This is a genomic window from Sphingosinicella sp. LHD-64 (assembly GCF_031157375.1).
Lineage (GTDB): Bacteria > Pseudomonadota > Alphaproteobacteria > Sphingomonadales > Sphingomonadaceae > Allosphingosinicella.
Genome location: NZ_JAVIFV010000004.1, coordinates 494,522 through 514,897, shown reverse-complemented (window position 1 = coordinate 514,897; position 20,376 = coordinate 494,522). Strand labels below are relative to the sequence as shown.

Genomic DNA, 20,376 nt, shown 5'->3' with positions numbered 1-20,376 from the left:
GCCTAGATGAATTCGATCTTGGCGATCTCGTAATATTTGTCGCCGGACGGCGCCGAGAATTCGACCTCCTCGCCCTTGGTGCGGCCGATCAGCGCGCGGCCGAGCGGCGAGGCGTAGCTGATCCGCCCGACCTTGGCGTCCGCCTCGGTCTCGCCGACGATCTGGTATTTGATCTTCTTGTCGTTCTCGTCGAGCAGGGTGACGGTGGCGCCGAAGATCACCTTGTCGCCATTGAGCGTCTTGGGATCGATCACCATCGCGCGGCTGAGCCGGTCCTCGATGTCGGCGATCTGCGCCTCGATCTGGCCCTGCCGTTCCTTGGCGGCATGATATTCCGCATTTTCGGAAAGGTCGCCATGGGCGCGCGCTTCCTCGATCGCGTCGATCACCTGCGGCCGCTCCACGGTTTTCAGGTGACGCACGTCCGTCTGGAGCTTCTCATAGCCCTCGGCGAGCATGGGCAGCTTCTCGACCGTCGCCATTCGCAGTGCCTTTCGTCAAAAATTCTGCTTGGGCGACCCCTCCCTGGGATATCGCCTTGTCCAAGCCAACTTGTTCAGGATTACGCTTTGGAGGCTGAATAATAGTCTTGCAGCGCCCGCACTTCAAGGCTGTGCTCCCGGCGCGCCGCGATCGAGAGCACCACGGCCGCGCTGGAAGCGGCGGTGGTGAAATAGGGAATCTTCTGCTGGACGGCCGAAGCGCGGATCGAGGCGGAGTCCTTGTGGCTCTGCCAACCCTCGGTGGTGTTGAAGATGAGGTCGATGCCACCGTCCTTGATCCGGTCGACAATGTGCGGGCGGCCCTGCGCCACCTTGTTGACCCGCTCGATCGCGAGGCCGTTCCCGGCGAGGAAATCGGCGGTACCGCCGGTCGCGACGGCCTTGAAGCCGAGGCCGATCAGGGTGCGGACCGGCTCGAGGATTCCCGGCTTGTCGCTGTCCTTAACGGAGACGAACAGCGTGCCCGCGTCCGGCAGCTCGATCCCCCCGCCCTGCTGGGACTTCAGGAAGGCGGTGGCGAAATCGCTATCGATTCCCATCACTTCGCCGGTGGACTTCATTTCCGGCGAGAGCACCGGATCGGTGCCCGGGAAGCGCGCGAACGGGAACACCGCCTCCTTGACCGCGATATGGGCGACGTCGCGGTTGATCGCCGGCAGGTCCTTCAGCTTCTCGCCGGCCATCACCCGCGCCGCGATCTTGGCGATGGGCGTGCCGATCGTCTTGGCGACGAAGGGCACGGTGCGGCTGGCACGCGGGTTGACCTCGATCAGGTAGACCTCGCCGTCCTTCACCGCGAACTGGCCGTTCATCAGGCCCTTGACGCCGAGCGCCGTGGCGAGCGCGGTCGCCTGCCGCTCGATCTCGGCGACGATCTCGGCGGACAGGCTGTAGGGCGGCAGCGAGCAGGCGCTGTCGCCCGAATGGACGCCCGCCTCCTCGATATGCTGCATGACGCCGGCGATCACGACCTCATCGCCGTCGGCGAGCGCGTCGACGTCGACCTCGATCGCATCCCTGAGATACTGGTCGATCAGCACCGGGCTGTCGCCGGAGACCTGGACGGCGGTGTGGATATAGTCGTCGAGCTGGACCGGGGAATCGACGATCTCCATCGCCCGTCCGCCGAGCACATAGGACGGGCGGGTCAGCACCGGATAGCCGATTCGCTCGGCCACCGCGATCGCCTCGTCGCGGCTGCGCGCGATGCCGTTCTTGGGCTGTTTGAGGCCGAGCTTGTCGACCAGCCTGGCGAAGCGCTCGCGGTCCTCGGCGAGGTCGATCGCGTCCGGCGAGGTGCCGAGGATCGGGATCCCCTCCTTCTCCAGCGCGGCGGCGAGCTTCAGCGGCGTCTGCCCGCCGAACTGGACGATGACGCCGTGAAGCGTGCCCTTCGACTGCTCGACATGGAGGATCTCCAGCACGTCCTCTTCGGTCAGCGGCTCGAAATAGAGCCGGTCGGACGTGTCGTAGTCGGTCGACACCGTCTCCGGATTGCAGTTGACCATGATCGTCTCGTAGCCGGCCTCCTTCAGCGCATAGGCGGCGTGGACGCAGCAATAGTCGAACTCGATTCCCTGCCCGATCCGGTTCGGCCCGCCGCCGAGGATCACGACCTTGTTGCGGTCGCTCGGCTGGCTCTCGTCCTCGGGCGCGCCAAAGGTCGGCGCCTCGTAGGTCGAATACATATAGGGCGTCTTCGCCTCGAACTCGGCGGCGCAGGTGTCGATCCGCTTGAACACCGGCCGGACACCGAGCTTGTGGCGCAGCCGGCGGACCTCGTCCTCGGTGGTCGCGCCGATCATCCCCTTCACCGCGTCATGGAGCAGGCCGGAGGAGCGGATGCGGGTCTTCTGCCCGCCACCGGCGACATTGGCCGACTTGAGGTTCAGCTCGGCAAGGCGCCGATCCGAGAATCCCATCGCCTTCAGGCGCCGCAGGCCCTCGGCATCGCCCGGCAGGCCGTCGCGGCAGATGGACTCCTCGGTCTGGACGATTTCGTCGATCCGCTCGAGGAACCAGGGATCGTACTTCGTGACCGCATGGACTTCGTCGACGGTCAGGCCCTCGCGCAGCGCCTGGGCGGCGACGAGCAGCCGGTCCGGCGCCGGCACCGCGAGAGCGGCCAGAATCTCGTCCTTCGACGCGCCATAGAGCTCGCGCACCCCGTCGAGGCCGATCAGGCCCGTCTCCAGCCCGCGCAGCGCCTTCTGCAAACTCTCGTGGAAGTTCCGCCCGATCGCCATCACCTCGCCGACCGACTTCATCGCGGTCGAGAGCACGGCCTCGCTGTCCTTGAACTTCTCGAAGGCGAAGCGCGGGATCTTGGTGACGACATAGTCGATCGTCGGCTCGAACGAAGCGGGGGTGACGCCGGTGATGTCGTTGTCGATCTCGTCGAGCGTGTAGCCGACCGCCAGCTTGGCGGCGACCTTGGCGATCGGGAAGCCGGTGGCCTTGGACGCCAGCGCCGAGGAGCGGCTGACCCGCGGGTTCATCTCAATGACGACGAGCCGCCCGTCCTTCGGATTGACTGCGAACTGGACGTTGGAACCACCTGTTTCGACGCCGATCTCGCGCAGCACCGCGATCGAGGCATTGCGCATGATCTGATATTCCTTGTCGGTCAGCGTCAGCGCCGGCGCGACGGTGATCGAATCCCCGGTATGGACGCCCATCGCGTCCACATTCTCGATCGAGCAGATGATGATGGCGTTGTCCGCACGATCGCGGACCACCTCCATCTCATATTCCTTCCAGCCGAGCAGCGATTCCTCGATCAGCACCTCGGTGGTCGGCGAGGCTTCGAGCCCACCCTGGACGATGGCGATGAACTCCTCGCGATTGTAGGCGACGCCGCCCCCGGTGCCGCCCAGCGTGAAGCTGGGGCGGATGATCGCCGGCAGGCCGGTCTTCTCCAGCCCCGCCAGCGCCTCCTCGACGCTGTGCGCGATCGCCGAACGGGCGGATTCGAGCCCGATCTTGTCCATCGCCTCGCGGAACTTGAGCCGGTCCTCGGCCTTCTCGATCGCCTCGGCATCGGCGCCGATCATCCGGACGCCGTATTTCTCCAGCGTCCCGTCCTTGAAGAGCGCCAGCGCGGTGTTGAGCGCCGTCTGCCCGCCCATCGTCGGCAGCAACGCGTCGGGCCGCTCCTTCTCGATGATCTTGGCGACATAAGCGGGCGTGATCGGCTCGATATAGGTCGCGTCGGCGAACTCGGGATCGGTCATGATCGACGCCGGGTTCGAATTGACCAGGACGATGCGATAGCCCTCGGCCTTCAGCGCCTTGGCCGCCTGCGTCCCCGAATAATCGAACTCCGCCGCCTGGCCGATGACGATCGGGCCGGCGCCGATGATGAGGATGGACGAGATGTCGGTACGCTTAGGCATATATGCGGAGACTCTGATAAGCCCTCTCCCCGTCGGGGAGAGGGTTGGGTGAGGGGGTACTGAGTTGGGAAGCAAGCGCCTGACTCCGATCGCGCGCAAGCTGCGCGCGAACCGGACAGAAGCTGAAGAACGGCTGTGGCATCATCTCCGTGCTCGCCAGCTCGAAGGCGAGAAATTCGTCCGCCAGTTCCAGATCGACAATTTCGTCGCCGACTTCGCCTGCCGCACGGCGAGGCTGGCGATCGAACTGGACGGCGGGCAACATGGCGCCGCCCGCGACGCCGCCAGAACCGCGATCATCGAGAACTACGGCTATCGAGTCCTTCGCTTCTGGAACCACGACGTCCTCGCCAACACCGAAGGCGTCCTCGAAGCGATCCGCCGGGAACTCCTGATCGCCCGCAACCGCAGCGAATGACGCCAGTGCAAACCCTCTCCCCGGCGGGGAGAGGGCAGGGTGAGGGGGCTCGGCGCGTGGGGGTATCCGTAGACTCAGAGCCCCCTCACCCCAACCCTCTCCCCGCCAGGGAGAGGGAGCACCGAGGCAAACCGACCCCATCACTGCGCCTCCTCAATGGATTCGATGTAGATAAGCCGCATATGCCGCCGCCGCGCCCACTGGTTGACGCAGGCCACCTCCGGCGCGGGCCGCGCGGCATTGACCGGCTCGAGGATCAGGAAGCGGCGCTGCTCGACGTCCTGGGAGAGCAGTCCCTCCGGCACGCCGCATCGCTGAGAGACGGAGGCGATGTCCTGCTGCGACAAGGTCGGCGCGACACATCCCGCCACACCGGCACACAACAAAGCCAAGAGAATACCGGATCGATGATCCATGCTAAATCGCCAGCTTCTCTATTAGGACCATCCAGTCAGCTTCACCCAGCTTGGACTGAGTGAAGGCCATTTTTCCATGGACGTAGACTGTATTGTTCAGGTTGGCGCCTTGAGTTCGCAAAGTGGGCAAAGCCCTCTTTGATTCCGCAATCGTCATCGCCCTTCTTGGGTCTCCGAGGGGCTTGATAGAAAACGGAAGGACCCAAGGTTCGGGCCAAATATTTTCGACCTGTTCATCAGGATTCGGTGACGAGTAAACGATGAATGGAGTGGTGAAGCTCTTGGTCTCGTTGCAGTATAGAATACCGCCGGCACCAACGGGCATCTTGAGGGCGTGGGTAATACGGCCCTTCGTGTAGCTTGCATTGTCGGATGGGCTGACAGCCCAACGACTAGCTCCAATACCAGCCCATATGTTCGTTAACGTGTTGGAAGCGAATGCATAAATTCTCATTCGTCTTTCCCCAACTGATCCACGAACTTCCCGAACAGATAAATGCTGTCCTGCGGTCCCGGGTTGGCCTCGGGATGGTATTGCACGCTGAAGGCCGGCCGATCCGTCAGCTCGATGCCGCAATTGCTGCCGTCGAACAGGCTGATGTGGGTCTGGCGGACATGGTCGGGCAGGCTTTCCGCATCCACCGCGAAGCCATGGTTCATGCTGGTGATCTCGACCCGGCCGTCCTCCAGCCGCTTCACCGGATGGTTCGCGCCGCGATGGCCCTGGTGCATCTTGGCCGTCTGCCCGCCGACCGCGATGGCGAGCATCTGGTGGCCGAGGCAGATGCCGAACAGCGGCTTCTTGGTCTCCAGCATCTGCCGGATCACCGGCACGGCGTACGCGCCGGTCGCGGCCGGATCACCCGGGCCGTTGGAGAGGAAGAAGCCGTCGGGCTCGTGCGCCATCACCTCGTCGAAGGTGGCGGTGGCAGGGAGCACGGTCACCCGCGCGCCGGCGGCCTCCAGATTGCGGAAGATGTTGCGCTTGGCGCCATAGTCGATCGCGACGACATGCGGGCGGGTATCCCCTTGCAAGCCCTCTCCCTCGGGGGAGAGGGTTGGGTGAGGGGGTCGGGCGTCGGGGAGTTCGCTCGAATGCCGAACCCCCTCACCCCCACCCTCTCCCCGCCGGGGAGAGGGAGTACTCGCATAGCCTTCGCCCAGATGCCAGAGCCCGCCCTGCCAGCGATGCGTCTGCCGGGTCGTCACCTCCTTCGCGAGGTCCATGCCCTCCAGCCCCGGCCAGGCCCGTGCCTTCTCCCGCAGCGCGTCGAGGTCGAACTGTCCGTCCTCGGAAAAGGCGATCACGCCGTTCGGCGCGCCCTGCAGCCGGATCAGCCGGGTCAGCGCCCGCGTGTCGATGCCGCTGAGGCCGATCCGCCCGTTCGCCTTCATCCACTCGACGAAGGTCTGCACCGCGCGGAAGTTGGACGGCGCCGTCACGTCCTGTCGCACCACGCAGCCGAGGGCGTGCGGATTGTCCGCCTCGACATCCTCGTAGTTCGCGCCGACATTGCCGATGTGCGGGAAGGTGAAGTTGATGATCTGGCCGGCGAAGCTCGGATCGGTCATGATCTCCTGATAGCCGGTCATGGCGGTGTGGAAGCACACTTCGCCGACCGCCTCGCCCTCGGCGCCGAAGCCCTTCCCCCAGATCGTGCTGCCGTCGGCCAGGACCAATACGCCCGTCGCTCCCGATGGCGCAGGCGTGTTCATGGTGTCGGCCACGGGGCGGGCACTCCTTCAAGCTTGGCTGGCGATGTCGCTAAGACCCAGCCGCTAAGCCTGTCGGGCGGGCGCGTCAATCCTGTTAAAGTCGCCCCGGCCCGGCTAAGCAGGCCGTTTCCCGAAAGACGTTCGAGAGCCCCATGATTCGCGATGACATCAAACAGGCGCTGGTCGGCGCCATGAAGAGCGGCGACACCGCGACCCGCGACGCGATCCGCCTGATCCAGTCGGCGCTGAAGAACCGCGACATCGAGCTGCGCGGCGCGGCCAACCCGCCCGGGGACGACGTGCTGGTCACCGAGGTCCTCCAGAAGATGATCAAGCAGCGCCGCGAATCGATCGACATGTACGAGAAAGGCGGCCGCGCCGAGCTGGCGGCCGCCGAGGCGGCCGAAGTGGCGGTGATCGAAGGCTTCCTACCGAAACAGATGGACGAGGCCGAGCTCGCCGCCGCGATCGACGCGATCGTCGCCGAAACCGGCGCGGCCAGCGTCAAGGACATGGGCCGGGTGATGGCCGTGCTGAAGGAGCGCCATGCCGGCGAGGTGGATATGTCGAAGGCCAGCGGCGCGGTGAAAGCGCGGCTTTCCTGATGGTCCAGGGGGCCAGATGACCCTCTCCCCTGCCTTTCTCGACGAGCTCCGCGCCCGCACCCTGCTGTCGGCGCTGATCGGGCGCACCACCAGGCTCATCAAGGCGGGGCGCGAGTTCAAGGCCTGCTGCCCGTTCCACAACGAGAAGACGCCGAGCTTCTACGTCAATGACGAGAAGGGCTTCTATCACTGCTTCGGCTGCCAGGCGCATGGCGATGCGATCTCCTGGCTGACCGACGCACGCGGCCTCGCCTTCATGGATGCGGTGAAGGAGCTCGCCGATGCCGCCGGCATGGAGGTCCCCGCCCCCGATCCGCGCGCCCAGGCCAAGGCGGAGCGCGCGGCGGGGCTGTACGAGGTCATGGAGGCGGCCCAGGCTTGGTTCGCCGAGCAGCTGGGGGGCCTCGAGGGCGCGAGTGCCCGCGCCTATCTTGAAAAGCGCGGCATCGATGCGAAGACCCGCACCAAGTTCGGTTTCGGCTTCGCCCCCGATGCGCGCGGCAGGCTCAAGGGCGCCCTCACGCGCTTCGGCAACGACAAGCTGGTCGAAGCGGGCCTGCTGATCGCTCCGGACGACGGCAATCGCGAGCCCTATGACCGGTTCCGGGGCCGCCTCACCTTCCCGATCCGCGACCCGCGCGGACGGGTCATCGCCTTCTCGGCGCGCATCCTGGGTGCGGGTGAACCCAAATATCTGAACTCGCCGGATACGCCCTTGTTCGACAAGGGCCGCACCCTGTTCAACTTCGACAAGGCCGCCCCGGCGAGCCGCGACGCGAAGCGCGTGATCGTCGTCGAGGGCCAGATGGACGTGATCGCGCTCGATCAGGCCGGGATCGGCGAGGCGGTCGCACCGCTTGGCACGGCAACGACCGAGGCCCAGCTGGGCCTGCTCTGGCGCCTCTCGCCCGTGCCGGTCTTCTGCTTCGACGGCGACGCAGCCGGCCAGAAGGCCGCGGTCCGCGCGGCGCTCCGGGCGCTCCCGCAGATCGCCCCGGGCCGCTCGCTGGGCTTCGTCACCCTGCCAACGGGACAGGACCCGGACGATTTGATCCGCGCCAAAGGCCGCGGCGCGCTGGAGGCGCTGCTGGACGCGCCCGAGCCGCTGGTCGAACGGCTGTGGCGGCATGAGCTGGAGGCCGGCCCGCTCAAGACACCCGAGCAGCGCGCCGGCCTCAAGCGCCGTCTGATCGACCATGCCGCGGCGATCGCCGACCCCGACGTGCGCGACCAGTATCGCGCCGAGTTCTTCGCCCGCCTCGATGGACTGATGCCGCGCCGACAGGCCCCTGCCCGCCCCGATCGCCGCTTCCCGCCCGGCCGCACGCCCTTCGTTCCCTGGCGCCCCGCTTCCGCCGAAGCGAAGGCCGTCGGACGCGGCGGGCTCGATCCCCAGCTCACCGGCGCCGTCCTGCAGGGCCTGCTGCGCTTTCCGGCGCTGATTGGCGAACATGGCGAGGCGATCGCGGCGTTGCCGATCGGTGACAGGCAGGCCGCGGAATTGCGCGATACCCTCCTCGAAGCGGCGATGACGCACGCCGCGCTTGATCCGGAGCGCCTCCATACCATATTGGCCGAGAGGGGTGTGGCGGCTTTGGTGGAGGCGCTGCGCCTTCGCCGCGGGCTGGCTTTCTCCTTCACGCGACGGGATGCCGATCCGGATCGTGCGCGACGCGACCTGGTTCTGGTGGTCGAGACCTTGGCCGCACGGCCGGGGCTCGACGCGGCGCTGGAGGCAGCGACGGCCCGGCTGAAGGCGGCAGGCGACGAAGCGGCATTCGCGGAGCAGCAGCGGCTGCGCGCGGCGAGGGACGAGGCGGATCGAAAACTGGCGACATTGATCGAGGGCGACGCGGACTAAAGCGATTTCCAGTCAGATGGACACATCTGACGGCTCGGAAATCGCGGCAATCCAGGGCGGGATCGGCCCCGGCAAGGTGACAAGGCGTATTGAATGGCGAAGACCAACACGGCGGAAACCGAAGAGAAGATCGAGGGCGGCGACGCGCCGCTGATCGACCTCAACGAGGCCGACATCAAGAAGCTGATCGCCCGCGCCAAGAAGCGCGGCGTGATCACCTATGACGAGCTCAACGAGGCGCTGCCGCAGGACCAGATGTCGTCCGAGCAGATCGAGGACATCATGTCGGCGCTCAACGACATGGGCGTCAACATCGTCGAGAGCGACGAGAGCGACGAATGCGACGACCAGCAGGACAACGACGCCGGGGTCGACGAGGTCGACGGCGCCGGCGAGACGTTCGTGCTCGAGAAGAAGAAGGAAACCGTCGACCGCACCGACGATCCGGTGCGCATGTACCTGCGCGAGATGGGCGCGGTCGAGCTGCTCTCCCGCGAGGGCGAGATCGCCATCGCCAAGCGCATCGAGGCAGGCCGCGACACGATGATCTGGGGCCTGTGCGAAAGCCCGATCACCTTCAACGCGATCATCGACTGGTCGAACCAGCTCAATGCCGGCCACATGCAGCTGCGCGAGATCCTCGACCTCGAGGCGATGCTCTCCAAGGGCCCGACCGCCGAGCAGGTCGAGGGCGCCGAGGAGGATGACGGCGTCATTTCCGAATCCACCGCCGGCCCCTCCTTCAAGGAGGAGGACGAGCCCGAGGAGGTCGTCGCCGAGGAGGAGGACGACGAGGAGTCGATGGTCGAGCGCCGCGCCCCGCGGCCGGCCGAGGAGGACGAGGACGACAACACGCTCAGCCTCGCCCAGATGGAAGAGACGCTGAAGCCAGCCGCGCTCGAGAAGTTCGCGGCGATCACCGACGTCTACAAGAAATTCTCGAAGCTCCAGCAGGCGCGCATGGATGCGATGGGCGCCGGCCAGGAGTTCGCCAAGGCCGACGAGAACAAATATCAGAAATACCGTGAGCAGCTCACTGCCGAGGTGGAGAGCGTCCAGTTCCACGGCGCCAAGATCGAATATCTCGTCGACCAGCTCTACAGCTACAACCGCCGGCTCACCACTTTGGGTGGCCAGATGCTGCGCCTCGCCGAGCGCCACAAGGTGCCGCGCCGGGCCTTCCTCGACGCCTATATGGGCCACGAACTCGACGAGAGCTGGGCCGAGCGCGTCGTTGGACTCGACAAGAAATGGGCGGCGTTCATCGAGAACGAGGCGGACGCGATCGAGCGTATCCGCACCGAGATCGCCGAGATCGCCCAGGCGACCGGCACCGGCCTCGCCGAGTTCCGCCGGATCGTGAACATGGTCCAGAAGGGCGAGCGCGAGGCGCGGATCGCCAAGAAGGAGATGGTCGAGGCCAATCTGAGGCTCGTCATCTCGATCGCCAAGAAATATACGAACCGCGGCCTGCAGTTCCTGGACCTCATCCAGGAGGGCAATATCGGCCTGATGAAGGCGGTCGACAAATTCGAGTATCGCCGCGGTTACAAATTCTCGACCTACGCGACCTGGTGGATCCGGCAGGCGATCACCCGCTCGATCGCCGATCAGGCGCGCACGATCCGCATTCCGGTCCACATGATCGAGACGATCAACAAGCTGGTCCGCACCGGCCGCCAGTTCCTCCACGAGCATGGCCGGGAAGCCACGCCCGAGGACCTCGCCGAGCGCCTCTCCATGCCGCTGGAGAAGGTCCGCAAGGTCATGAAGATCGCCAAGGAGCCGATCAGCCTCGAAACGCCGATCGGCGACGAGGAGGATAGTCATCTCGGCGACTTCATCGAGGACAAGAACGCCGTCATCCCGGTGGACGCGGCGATCCAGTCCAACCTCAAGGAAACCGTCACCCGGGTGCTGGCGTCCCTGACGCCGCGCGAGGAGCGCGTGCTCAGGATGCGCTTCGGCATCGGCATGAACACCGATCACACGCTGGAGGAAGTCGGCCAGCAATTCTCGGTGACCCGCGAGCGCATCCGGCAGATCGAGGCGAAGGCGCTGAGGAAGCTGAAGCATCCGAGCCGGTCGCGGAAGATGCGTTCGTTCCTCGATCAATAGTCCTGCGCACCGGCCTGTGAGGCGATTCCAGACGCCTGACCTCGGCTCGCCGTCCGGCTTGTTTTCAGGACCGTGCGCGGGACACGGCGTGCCGGTTTCGGACCGCCTGGAAACCGTTCACTGGACTTCGAACACGGTGCCGCTCGCCGGCTCCCTGTAGAAGTCGACGCGGTCGCCATTCCAATGGTAGTCGAGGTGCCGACCCTGCGTCGGAAGGGCCGCCAGATCCGGATAGAAAAGCCCGACACACCGGCCGCCGACATTGCGCACGCTGGGATAGAGGATTCCGTCCGAGCCGTTCGCCTTCAGAATCGCTCCGACACGCTGCGCCTCGCCATAATCGTCCGGATCCAGGGCTTCGACATAGACGCCGCTATCGGTAAGATCGTGCGCGGTCAGGCTTACGTCGAGGACCAGCTCGCGAAACTGAGAGGTCCAACCCTCGGGCTCTCTGGTGCGCCTCATGAACCGTTCGTGGTGGTGGATGGTCTCCGCGAGAGCCGTCTCGAAGCTTTCACCGGCATAGAGAACGCCGAACGCGCCGGCGCCGAAGCGGCTTGGCCGATCGGGACTGACGTGCGTGAACGGTGCCATGAGATAGCTTGCGCCTGTGCCCCCCACTCGTCGATCCGGAGGCACCAGATCCAGATTGCCGATCGTGTCCATCAGCCGGGGGTTGGTTTTCTGTTCTGCCGAAATCAGGAGCGGCCAGTCTGCCGGATCGGCGATGTCCTCGAACAGATCCGCGGGCGGATAGATGCTGCGGATGATCCGGCGAGCCTGGTTCCAGTGTACGGCAGCCGTTGGAATCGCCGTCGCGTCGATCACCAGGCACCACGCTCGCTGTCGAGATAGCGCCGCACCCGCATCAGGTCGGTCAATTCGCCGCCCAGAATGACATCCAGGGCCGATGCGCCGCCAAAGGCCTCATTTGGCGCCTTTATCCAGCGGTAGCCGCGTTCCGGCTCCCGGAAGATGACGCGCAAGGCTTTGTGGATGCCCAGGAGATTCGAGAGGCGCGCCTTGCCGTCCCGGCTGATCCGGCCCGGTTGTTCCGCCTTCCATCGGCGCAAGGTCCTGACCGACAGGTCGAGGAGGATGGCCGCCTGATCATCGGTCACGTCCCATTTCAGAAACAGGTTCGCCACGGCCCGGAACATGGCCGCAGCCTCATCATTCGTGATGGGCGCGGGTGCGAAGGGTCTCGGCTCCGTATCGACCTGTATGAGCGCCAGTGCCATTTGGGTCTCCTGCAATATGGCAGTATATACTGGATTTCATGCCAAATGGCAACTTCGCCCCCTCCGACGCCCGCCGCTGTGATCGGCGAGGATATGGGCGATGCAGGGGTGTTGCCCGCGGCTCGAGCCGGCGGCCGGCTCAATCCAGGAACGGATCGGTCGCCAGATGCCGCCCCTTGCGGAACGCGTCGGCGACCAGCACCAGAGGCTTGAGATCGACATCGCTGCGGCCTTCGTCGATCAGCCGGGCGAACTCGGCATAGACGGACGGATATTCCGTCTGGGGCGGCAATCTTTGCTCGACCCCGTCGATGGCGAGGCGGTTGCTGCCTTCGGACAGCAGCAGCGTGCCGGCGTCGGCCTCGACCCGGATGTTCCACAGAGGATCGCCCGGCTGCCGCCAGTCAAATGCCGCCTCGACCGGGATGTCGCCGGCCCGGAGCGTCAGCGCCGCAGCGATCGGCGCCTGGCGATTCTCCGGGACGTCGAGTGAGGCCGCCGTCAGGCGAACCTCGCCGGGCACGATCGCGGTGAGGATCGACAAGGCGTTGATCCCGGGATCGAAGACGCCGAATCCGCCGGCGCGCCAGATCCAGTCCTGCCCCGGATGCCAGACGCGCACGTCCTCCTTCCAGTCCATCCGGATGGCGCGAACCCGCTTGCCGGCCAGCCACGCCCGCGCCGCCTCGACCCCCGCTGCGTGCCGCGAATGCCAGGCCGCGAACAAGGTGACCCCGATCGCATGCGCCGCGTCGACGAGATCGCCGACCTCGGCCGGGTCCGTGCCCGGCGGCTTCTCCAGCAGCACATGCTTGCCCGCGGCGATCGCGCGGCGCGCCGCGTCGCTGCGCGCCTGGGGCGGCTGGCACAGGGCAACGGCGTCAAGCGCCGGCTCGGCATCGAGCATCGCCTGAACGTCCGGGTAGCAAGCGACGTCGTCGAGCCGCGCGATCGGATCGGCGATCGCCGTGAGCTCGAACCGGTTCGAGGCGCGGATCGCCGGCACATGCTGGTCGCACGCAATCTTGCCGGCGCCGACGATGCCGATGCGCAGCGGCTTCAAAGCGCGCGGACCCCGACCGACTCCGCCGCCGCCCGGACGAGCGGATTGCGCACCGGCAGCGTGAACGGCGGCGCCTCGATCTCGAACACGTCCCCCTCCTCCGCCACGATCCCGTCGGCGAAGGACAGGGTCGCCGTGCCGAGGAAGTGGACGTGCAGGTCGCCCGGGCGGCGGAAGGGCGCATATTTGAAATGGTGGTGCTCGAGATTGGCGAGGCTGTGCGACATGTTCGCCTCGCCCGACAGGAACGGCTTCTCCCAGATGGCCCGTCCCGCGCGCAGGATGCGGCTGGTACCGGCGATCTCGGCGGGGAGCGCGCCCAGCAGCAGCTCCGGCCCGAGCGCCGCCGGCCGCAGCTTGGAATGGGCGAGCCAGAGATAATTGTGCCGCTCGGTCACATGGTCCGAAAATTCGTTGCCGAGCGCGAAGCCGAGCCGCACCGGCATGCCGTCCGGCGCGATCAGGTAGATGCCGGCGATCTCCGGCTCCTCGCCGCCGTCGAGCGCGAAATCGGGCATGGCGAGCGGCGCGCCGGGCGCGGCGAGGATCGAGCCGTCGCCCTTGTAGAACCATTCCGGCTGCGCGCCGACCGCGCCGTCCGCGGGCTTGCCGTCCGCAACGCCCATCAGGAACATCTTCATCGAATCGGTCGCCGTATCGGGCTCCAGCGCCGCCCGGTGCATCCGGTCGCGGCTTTCCGCCGAGCCGAGATGGGTGAGGCCGGTGCCGGAGACGAGCAGATGCGCTGGATCGGGATGATCGATCGGGGCGAGCAGGCGCACCGCAGCCAGGTCGACCGCCTCGCCAAGGCGCGCGGCCGCCGCGGCGGCGAGACCCGTGCCGGCGGCGAGCGCCGCCTGCGCCAGCTCGAGCACCGAGGCGGCGCCGGCGATCCGTCTCGCACCGCCTGCCGCGTCGATGGCCGCGATGCCCCGCGCGCCCTCCTCGAACTGCACGAGCGAACGGATCACCACCTCATCCCTCTCTCCATCTCTCAAGTCGGAACGAGGCTCTCCCAATAACTCCTACAAAAATCAAGGTGCCTGATCGCCGCCTGCCGGCAGGTCGCCGATTTGACATCGCCGTGCGGCATGCCGAAACGGAAAGCGAAAACAAAAAAAGGAACACGACTTGCCCGTCATCGCCGACGACATCCCGACGCTCATCGAGCAGCTCTGCGCCATCTACGACGACTCGGTCGCCAACCTGCGCGGCGTCCTCGCCGCCTATCTGAGGGACGGCGTCCGCCCCGATCCCACCGCCCGCGCCGACGGGCTGTTCGCCTATCCCGAGCTGCGCATCGATTATGCGCAGGGCCAGCCGATCGCCTTCCCGGCGCGCGCCTATGGCCGGCTCAACCAGCCCGGCAGCTATGCGACCAGCATCACCCGCCCCTGGCTCTTCCGCAAATATCTCACCGAGCAGCTCCAGTTCCTCGCCCGCGACTACGATGTCGAGATTTCGGTCGGCCGCTCAGCGAGCGAGATCCCCTACCCCTATGTCCTCGACGGCACCGACGACCTCAGGCTCGACGGCGCCCAGGCGGCCGACCTCGCGCTGTGGTTCCCGTCCACCGAGCTCTCCCATATCGGCGACGAGGTCGCCGACGGCGAATGGATCGCACTGCCTGACGGCTCCCGGCCGCTGTCGCTGTTCGACGGCCCCCGCGTCGACTTCAGCCTGGCGCGCCTCAAACACTATACCGGCACCCCGCCGGAGCACACCCAGCGCTATCTCCTGTTCACCAACTATGTCCGCTATGTCGACGAGTTCGTCCGCTGGGCGGTGGACGAGCTCAGGAAGCCGGACAGCCCGTATGAGGCGCTGTCGGCGGCCGGCGGCGTCTATGTGACCCGCGACACGCCCGACGCGGTGCTGCAGGTCGCCGAAGGCGGCTGGCGGCGCCACCAGATGCCGGCCTATCACCTGATTGCCCCGAACGGCGAGGGCATCACGCTCGTGAACATCGGCGTCGGCCCGTCCAACGCCAAGACGATCTGCGATCATCTCGCGGTGATGCGGCCCGAGGCCTGGCTGATGATCGGCCATTGCGGCGGCCTCAGGCCCAGCCAGACGATCGGCGACTATGTCCTCGCCCACGCCTATCTGCGCGACGACCATGTCATGGACGACGTGCTCCCGGTCGAGGTGCCGATCCCCGCGATCGCCGAGATCCAGCAGGCGCTGTTCAACGCCGCGGTCGAGATCACCGGCGAATCGCCCCAGGAGATCAAGAAGCGCCTCAGGACGGGCACCGTCGTCACCACCGACGACCGCAACTGGGAGCTCAGGTTCACCCTCTCGGCGCTGCGCTTCAACCAATCGCGCGCGGTCGCGATCGACATGGAGTCGGCCACCGTCGCCGCCCAGGGCTACCGCTTCCGCGTTCCTTACGGCACGCTGCTCTGCGTTTCCGACAAGCCGCTCCACGGCGAGATCAAGCTGCCGGGCCAGGCCAATGCCTTCTACGAGCGCGCGATCAGCCAGCACCTGAGGATCGGCATCGAGACGCTGCGTATCCTGAAGAATGAAGGCGCGGCGCTCCATTCGCGCAAGCTCCGCGCCTTCGACGAGCCGCCTTTCCGCTGAGCGCAGCACCTACTGCAGGCGCGACCGAAAAGCCACAGTCCGGGGATTCTTGCTGCACCGCGGCAAGAGTCTTTGAACCGTAAAAAACCTATTGTTAAAGGCATTCCCAACGGGGCAATATCTGCCCTGGGGGAATCATACTCATGCAAAAAATTGCTCTGCTTTGCGCAACCACGGCGTTCGTCATGCCCGGCATCGCGTTCGCCCAGTCCACCGGCACCGTCGATTTCGAAGGCGATGCGATCGTCGTCACCGGCAGCCGCGCCCGCGACGTGGGCGGCGTTGAAGTGCCGGACACGCCACGCGCCCGCGCCGTGCTCGATTCGAGCTTCATCCAGCGCCAGACGCCAGGCCAGACGATCAACGACGTGATCAACTCCCTGCCGGGCGTCAGCTTCCAGAACAACGACCCCTATGGCGCCGGCGGCGGCACCCTCAACATTCGCGGCTTCGATGCCACGCGCATTTCGCAAACGTTCGACGGCTTCCCGCAGAACGACACAGGCAATTACGCGCTCTATTCGAACCAGCAGCTCGATCCCGAGCTGATCGACCAGGTCAATGTCAGCCTGGGCTCGACCGACATCGACAGCCCGACCGCGGCGGCCAGCGGCAGCACGGTCAACTATCGTACCCGTCTTCCCACTGAGGACTTCCACGTCAGCCTTCGGGGCTCGATCGGCGAATACAATATGTTCCGCGCCTTCGGTGTCGTCGACACCGGCCAGTTCACCCCCTGGGGCACGCGCGCCTTCCTCTCGGCGAGCATGCAGTCCTACGACAATCCCTATAACAACCGCGGCACGAACTATAAGCAGCAGTACAACGCCCGCATCTATCAGCCGATCGGCGACAATGGCGACTTCGTCTCGATCGCCGCGCACTACAACCAGAACCGCAACAACTTCTTTGGCTCGGTCTCGCTGCGCGAAGATCTGACGCTGACCCAGTCACCGACCAGCGCGCCGCGCAACGTTCCCGATCGTTTCCCGCTCACGGACGACGAACGCTTCTATACGGTCGCGCGCTGCCAGATTAACACGGCGTCGGGTCCAGGATCGCAGTTAGCCAACACCTGCGGCTCCACCTTCGACGAACGCTACAATCCGTCGAACACCGGTAACGTCCGCTTCGGTTCCCGCTTCACGCTGACCGATCGGCTGGTCTTCACCATGGACGGCGCGTTCCAGTATACCAAGGCCAATGGCGGCGGCACCGTCGTCGGCTTCGAAGGCCGCAGGGACGTCAATCCGAACGGCGGTCCCAGCTCGACCGTATCGACACGGTGCCAGACGGCGCCTTCGCCGACGCAAAGCTGCCAGACCGGCTATATTTCGGGCATTCCCTATTACGGCCGTGACCTGAACGGCGACGGCGACATCCTCGACTCGATCCGCGTGCTGGCTCCCAGCCAGACGCAGACCGATCGTTACCTGCTGCTGGCTTCGCTGCGCTACGACATTACCGACGAGCACAGCGTTCGCTTGAGCTACAGCTTCGATCGCGGCATTCACCGTCAGACGGGGGAGACCGGCTTCCTTCAGCTCAACGGCGAACCGTTCGACGTGTTTCCCGTCAACGATCCGCTCGTGGACGTGAACGGAAACATCCTGCAGAAGCGCGACCGCCGGTCGATCGCACTCCTCAACCAGATTTCGGGCGAATATCGCGGCGAATTCCTGGACGGCCGCCTCGTCGTGAATGCCGGCGTGCGCGTTCCCTTCTTCAAGCGCGATCTGACCAACTTCTGCGCCACCTCCAGCGTGACCGGCTTCGTCGAATGCTTCAGCACCAATGACGCCGGCCTCCAGGCCTGGCTCATCAACAACCCCACCGTTCCGGTGGCGGGCGGCGTGCAGCCAGTCCAGGGGCCGCAGAACCGCGTCTTCAAGTATGACGACATCCTGCCGACGCTGGGCTTCACCTACGATCTCACGCCGCGCCTCAGCCTCTTCGCGAATTACTCGCGCGGCCTGCAGGTTCCGGGCACCGACAACCTCTACAATAGCTTCTATTTCTCGTCGGATACGCCGGAAGCCAATCCGCGCCCGGAAACCACGGACAATTTCGACCTGGGCCTCCGGTACCGGTCCGGCGCCATCCAGGCGCAGGCCTCCGTCTGGTATACGCGCTTCCAGGATCGTCTGGCGTCGTCCTTCGACCCCGAGCTCGAGCGCAGCGTGTACCGCAACCTCGGTGCGGTCGATAAATATGGCATCGACGGCCTGCTGTCGTGGCAGGTGATCCCCGAGCTGCAATTCTCCGTCTTCGGCTCCTATCTCTGGTCGAACATCCGGGACGACGTATTGGTCGGACTCTGCTCGGCCACAGTCAGCGAGAGCTGTCCGGCCGGCAGCGTCGGTACGGAGATCTTCGCGCCGACCGAAGGCAGCCGGGAGGGCGGTGCCCCGGTCTACACGTTCGGCGCCCGGGTCCAGGGCAATGTCGGGCCGCTGGAGATCGGCGTCCAGTTCAAGCGGACTGGTGGCCGCTACGTGAACGACTCTAACCAGCCGATCGGCCAGTGCTTCAGCACCCTGCCGGCGAATTTGGGCGCAAGCGTGCCGTTCGTGAACACGATCGATTGCCCGACCGGTTCCCAGCTCGTCGCCGTCTACCCGGCGCGCACCCCGGCCTACAACATCGTCGACCTGGACGCGCGTCTGCCGCTCGGCTTCATCGGTCTCAACGACGACACCTTCCTCCAGCTCAACGTCACCAACCTGTTCGACGAGCGCTATGTCGGCGGCTTCACCGCCAATCTGCTGCCGACACAGGTGCCGTTCGCGCAGATCGGCGCGCCGCGGGCGGTGAGCGCCACCCTGGTGGTCGGCTTCTAGGCTGAACGTTCGGCGTGAGAGATCGGGCCGCCGCGGCACAGGCCGCGGCGGCCCTTCTTTTTGCACCGGCAACGGCTATGGTCGGGGCATGACCGACCCGCTGATCCAGCGCGCACGCGAGGCCGCGCTTGCCGCCTACGCCCCTTATTCGCGGTTCAGCGTCGGCTGCGCGGTCGAGTCGGTCGACGGCGAGATCGCAGTCGGATCGAACATGGAGAATGCCTGCTACCGGCTCGGCGTCTGCGCCGAGATCGCGGCGCTCACCGCCGCCAAGCAGGCCTTCGGTCTGGACAAGATCGCCCGTCTCGCCGTCGCCGGCGGCCATGTCGGCGCGGACAGCGAGCTCGCCGGCACGTCGCTCGTCACATCCTGCGGGGGCTGCCGCCAGTCGATCCTGGAGGCGGCCCAGGTCGCCGGGCGTGACATCGAGGTGATCTCCGCCAATGGCGACGGCAGCGAGGCTGCAGTTCACCCGATTTCGGAGCTGATCCCTTTCGGCTTCGGCCCGGCCAATCTGAAGGATGCCGGCACCTGAACCTACCCGTCATGCTGAACTTGTTTCAGCATCCAGCGACGAGCCGCACGACCGGCGGAAAACTGGACCCTGAAACAAGTTCAGGGTGACGACCCGGGATATCAGGCCAGCTTGATCTCCCGCAGGCGCTCCATGAGATAGTCGTGGGCGGTGATCGGCTCCGGAAACCGGTCGGGGTGATCCGCATCCACGCAGTTCGGCAGGGTCTCGATCAGGAAATCCGGCCGGAAGTGCAGGAAGAAGGGCATCGAATAGCGTGAATGGCCGCGCCGCTCGGGCGGCGGATTGACGACGCGGTGGGTGGTCGATCGCATCCGCATGTTGGTCAGGCGCTGCAGCATGTCGCCGATATTGACGGCGAGCTCGCCGGGCTTCGGCGTCACCTGCAGCCAGTTGCCGTCGCGGTCGAGCAGCTGCAGCCCCGCCTCCTCCGCGCCCAATAGCAGGGTGATCGTGTTGATGTCCTCGTGCGCCCCGGCGCGCACGTTCGGCCCGTCGCCGGGCGTCGGCGGATAATGGAGCAGGCGCAGCACCGAATTGCCGTCGCTGACCGTATCCTCGAAATAATCCGGCGCGAGGCCGAGATAGCGGGCGATCGCCTCCAGGATACGCAACCCCGCAATGTCGAATGCCGCGAACAGCTCGAGGAAGGTCTCCTTGAACCCCGGCACCTCGCTCGGCCAGATGTTCGCCGCCATGACGTCGGCATATTTATGGCCTTCGGGCAGCTCGCGCCCGACATGCCAGAATTCCTTGAGGTCGAAGGCGGTCGCGCCCTTGGCGGTCTCGATTCCGAACGGCGTGTAACCGCGCGCCCCGCCGCCGCCGGGGATGTGATATTCGCCCTTGGCCTCTTCCGGGAGCGCGAAGAACGCCTTCGCCTTCTCCTCGGCGCGGGCGATCAGGTCGGCCGGAATGCCGTGGTCGGACACGATCGCGAAGCCGTAGCGCTCGAACGAGCCGCCGAGGCGCTGCGAGAAGCCTTCGGGGTCGCGGCCCGCATCGAGCAGGGAGACGGACGCGACGGCGGGTGCGGGAGCAAGATCGGTCATGGGACCTGTTTAATCTGTTCGTCA

17 protein-coding genes are annotated in these 20,376 nt (G+C 65.9%); 7 read left to right on the top strand and 10 right to left on the bottom strand.

Annotation, left to right across the window (positions count from 1 at the left end):
- Window positions 1–2: 2 nt before the first annotated feature.
- Complete coding sequence (gene greA / locus RCO27_RS15825; RefSeq protein WP_309003666.1) at window positions 3–482, bottom strand: transcription elongation factor GreA; 480 nt, start codon at window positions 480–482, stop codon at window positions 3–5.
- 80 nt (window positions 483–562) lie between these two features.
- On the bottom strand, window positions 563–3,898 hold the full coding sequence (gene carB / locus RCO27_RS15820; RefSeq protein WP_309003665.1) for a carbamoyl-phosphate synthase large subunit: 3,336 nt from the start codon (window positions 3,896–3,898) through the stop codon (window positions 563–565).
- A gap of 64 nt (window positions 3,899–3,962) precedes the next feature.
- Here carB and RCO27_RS15815 point away from each other — a divergent pair, with 64 nt between their 5' ends.
- A complete protein-coding gene (locus RCO27_RS15815; RefSeq protein ID WP_309003664.1) occupies window positions 3,963–4,316 on the top strand; it encodes an endonuclease domain-containing protein in 354 nt (117 codons plus the stop codon).
- A gap of 140 nt (window positions 4,317–4,456) precedes the next feature.
- On the opposite strand, the gene RCO27_RS15810 is transcribed toward RCO27_RS15815, so the two are convergent.
- Genes RCO27_RS15810 through carA form a run of 3 tightly spaced genes read right to left on the bottom strand, consistent with a single transcriptional unit; the run spans window position 4,457 to window position 6,448 of the window.
- A complete protein-coding gene (locus RCO27_RS15810; RefSeq protein ID WP_309003663.1) occupies window positions 4,457–4,732 on the bottom strand; it encodes a hypothetical protein in 276 nt (91 codons plus the stop codon).
- A 1-nt stretch (window position 4,733) separates the two neighbouring features.
- On the bottom strand, window positions 4,734–5,186 hold the full coding sequence (locus RCO27_RS15805; protein ID WP_309003662.1) for a hypothetical protein: 453 nt from the start codon (window positions 5,184–5,186) through the stop codon (window positions 4,734–4,736).
- Window positions 5,183–6,448 carry a glutamine-hydrolyzing carbamoyl-phosphate synthase small subunit gene (gene carA / locus RCO27_RS15800; protein WP_309003974.1) on the bottom strand — a complete coding sequence of 422 codons (1,266 nt, stop codon included), beginning with the start codon at window positions 6,446–6,448 and terminating at the stop codon, window positions 5,183–5,185. The genes RCO27_RS15805 and carA overlap by 4 nt, the downstream gene beginning before the upstream one ends.
- Before the next feature lie 152 nt (window positions 6,449–6,600).
- On the opposite strand from carA, the gene RCO27_RS15795 reads away from it, so the two are divergent.
- The 3 genes from RCO27_RS15795 (at window position 6,601) to rpoD (ending at window position 11,032) form a co-directional block, all read left to right on the top strand.
- Window positions 6,601–7,053, top strand: coding sequence for a GatB/YqeY domain-containing protein (locus tag RCO27_RS15795; protein ID WP_309003661.1), 453 nt, complete (start codon window positions 6,601–6,603; stop codon window positions 7,051–7,053).
- Between the two features lie 16 nt (window positions 7,054–7,069).
- Window positions 7,070–8,914 carry a DNA primase gene (dnaG, locus tag RCO27_RS15790; protein ID WP_309003660.1) on the top strand — a complete coding sequence of 615 codons (1,845 nt, stop codon included), beginning with the start codon at window positions 7,070–7,072 and terminating at the stop codon, window positions 8,912–8,914.
- A gap of 93 nt (window positions 8,915–9,007) precedes the next feature.
- Window positions 9,008–11,032 carry an RNA polymerase sigma factor RpoD gene (gene rpoD, locus RCO27_RS15785; protein ID WP_309003659.1) on the top strand — a complete coding sequence of 675 codons (2,025 nt, stop codon included), beginning with the start codon at window positions 9,008–9,010 and terminating at the stop codon, window positions 11,030–11,032.
- Between the two features lie 117 nt (window positions 11,033–11,149).
- Here rpoD and RCO27_RS15780 read toward each other — a convergent pair whose 3' ends face one another.
- From RCO27_RS15780 to araD1, 4 genes are all read right to left on the bottom strand, one after another.
- Complete coding sequence (locus tag RCO27_RS15780; RefSeq protein ID WP_309003658.1) at window positions 11,150–11,860, bottom strand: RES family NAD+ phosphorylase; 711 nt, start codon at window positions 11,858–11,860, stop codon at window positions 11,150–11,152.
- Window positions 11,857–12,273, bottom strand: a complete 417-nt coding sequence (locus tag RCO27_RS15775; RefSeq protein ID WP_309003657.1) for an MbcA/ParS/Xre antitoxin family protein — start codon at window positions 12,271–12,273, stop codon at window positions 11,857–11,859. Before RCO27_RS15775 ends, RCO27_RS15780 begins: the two co-directional genes overlap by 4 nt.
- Window positions 12,274–12,412: 139 nt before the next feature.
- Window positions 12,413–13,336 (bottom strand): Gfo/Idh/MocA family oxidoreductase, encoded by a 924-nt coding sequence (locus RCO27_RS15770; RefSeq protein ID WP_309003656.1) that lies wholly within the window; start codon window positions 13,334–13,336, stop codon window positions 12,413–12,415.
- Window positions 13,333–14,310, bottom strand: a complete 978-nt coding sequence (gene araD1 / locus RCO27_RS15765) for an AraD1 family protein (protein ID WP_374990392.1) — start codon at window positions 14,308–14,310, stop codon at window positions 13,333–13,335. Before araD1 ends, RCO27_RS15770 begins: the two co-directional genes overlap by 4 nt.
- A 166-nt stretch (window positions 14,311–14,476) precedes the next feature.
- Here araD1 and RCO27_RS15760 point away from each other — a divergent pair, with 166 nt between their 5' ends.
- The 3 genes from RCO27_RS15760 to RCO27_RS15750 all read left to right on the top strand — a co-directional run bounded on the left by RCO27_RS15760 (window position 14,477) and on the right by RCO27_RS15750 (window position 19,300).
- Window positions 14,477–15,925 (top strand): AMP nucleosidase, encoded by a 1,449-nt coding sequence (locus tag RCO27_RS15760; protein WP_309003973.1) that lies wholly within the window; start codon window positions 14,477–14,479, stop codon window positions 15,923–15,925.
- Window positions 15,926–16,110: 185 nt separating this feature from the next.
- The gene (locus tag RCO27_RS15755) at window positions 16,111–18,765 is read left to right on the top strand and encodes a TonB-dependent receptor domain-containing protein (RefSeq protein WP_309003654.1); all 2,655 of its coding nucleotides are present in this window, start codon (window positions 16,111–16,113) and stop codon (window positions 18,763–18,765) included.
- 88 nt (window positions 18,766–18,853) lie between these two features.
- On the top strand, window positions 18,854–19,300 hold the full coding sequence (locus RCO27_RS15750) for a cytidine deaminase (protein WP_309003653.1): 447 nt from the start codon (window positions 18,854–18,856) through the stop codon (window positions 19,298–19,300).
- Window positions 19,301–19,401: 101 nt separating this feature from the next.
- Here RCO27_RS15750 and RCO27_RS15745 read toward each other — a convergent pair whose 3' ends face one another.
- Complete coding sequence (locus tag RCO27_RS15745) at window positions 19,402–20,352, bottom strand: 2-oxoglutarate and iron-dependent oxygenase domain-containing protein (protein ID WP_309003652.1); 951 nt, start codon at window positions 20,350–20,352, stop codon at window positions 19,402–19,404.
- Window positions 20,353–20,376 lie beyond the last annotated feature (24 nt).

Coding starts and splice junctions, on each gene's coding strand:
- RCO27_RS15750 (WP_309003653.1), top strand. CDS start 18,854: ATGACCGACCCGCTGATCCAGCGCGCACGCGAGGCCGCGCTTGCCGCC.
- carA (WP_309003974.1), bottom strand. CDS start 6,448: ATGAACACGCCTGCGCCATCGGGAGCGACGGGCGTATTGGTCCTGGCC.
- RCO27_RS15795 (WP_309003661.1), top strand. CDS start 6,601: ATGATTCGCGATGACATCAAACAGGCGCTGGTCGGCGCCATGAAGAGC.
- RCO27_RS15805 (WP_309003662.1), bottom strand. CDS start 5,186: ATGAGAATTTATGCATTCGCTTCCAACACGTTAACGAACATATGGGCT.
- RCO27_RS15745 (WP_309003652.1), bottom strand. CDS start 20,352: ATGACCGATCTTGCTCCCGCACCCGCCGTCGCGTCCGTCTCCCTGCTC.
- greA (WP_309003666.1), bottom strand. CDS start 482: ATGGCGACGGTCGAGAAGCTGCCCATGCTCGCCGAGGGCTATGAGAAG.
- carB (WP_309003665.1), bottom strand. CDS start 3,898: ATGCCTAAGCGTACCGACATCTCGTCCATCCTCATCATCGGCGCCGGC.
- rpoD (WP_309003659.1), top strand. CDS start 9,008: ATGGCGAAGACCAACACGGCGGAAACCGAAGAGAAGATCGAGGGCGGC.
- RCO27_RS15810 (WP_309003663.1), bottom strand. CDS start 4,732: ATGGATCATCGATCCGGTATTCTCTTGGCTTTGTTGTGTGCCGGTGTG.
- RCO27_RS15755 (WP_309003654.1), top strand. CDS start 16,111: ATGCCCGGCATCGCGTTCGCCCAGTCCACCGGCACCGTCGATTTCGAA.
- dnaG (WP_309003660.1), top strand. CDS start 7,070: ATGACCCTCTCCCCTGCCTTTCTCGACGAGCTCCGCGCCCGCACCCTG.
- RCO27_RS15775 (WP_309003657.1), bottom strand. CDS start 12,273: ATGGCACTGGCGCTCATACAGGTCGATACGGAGCCGAGACCCTTCGCA.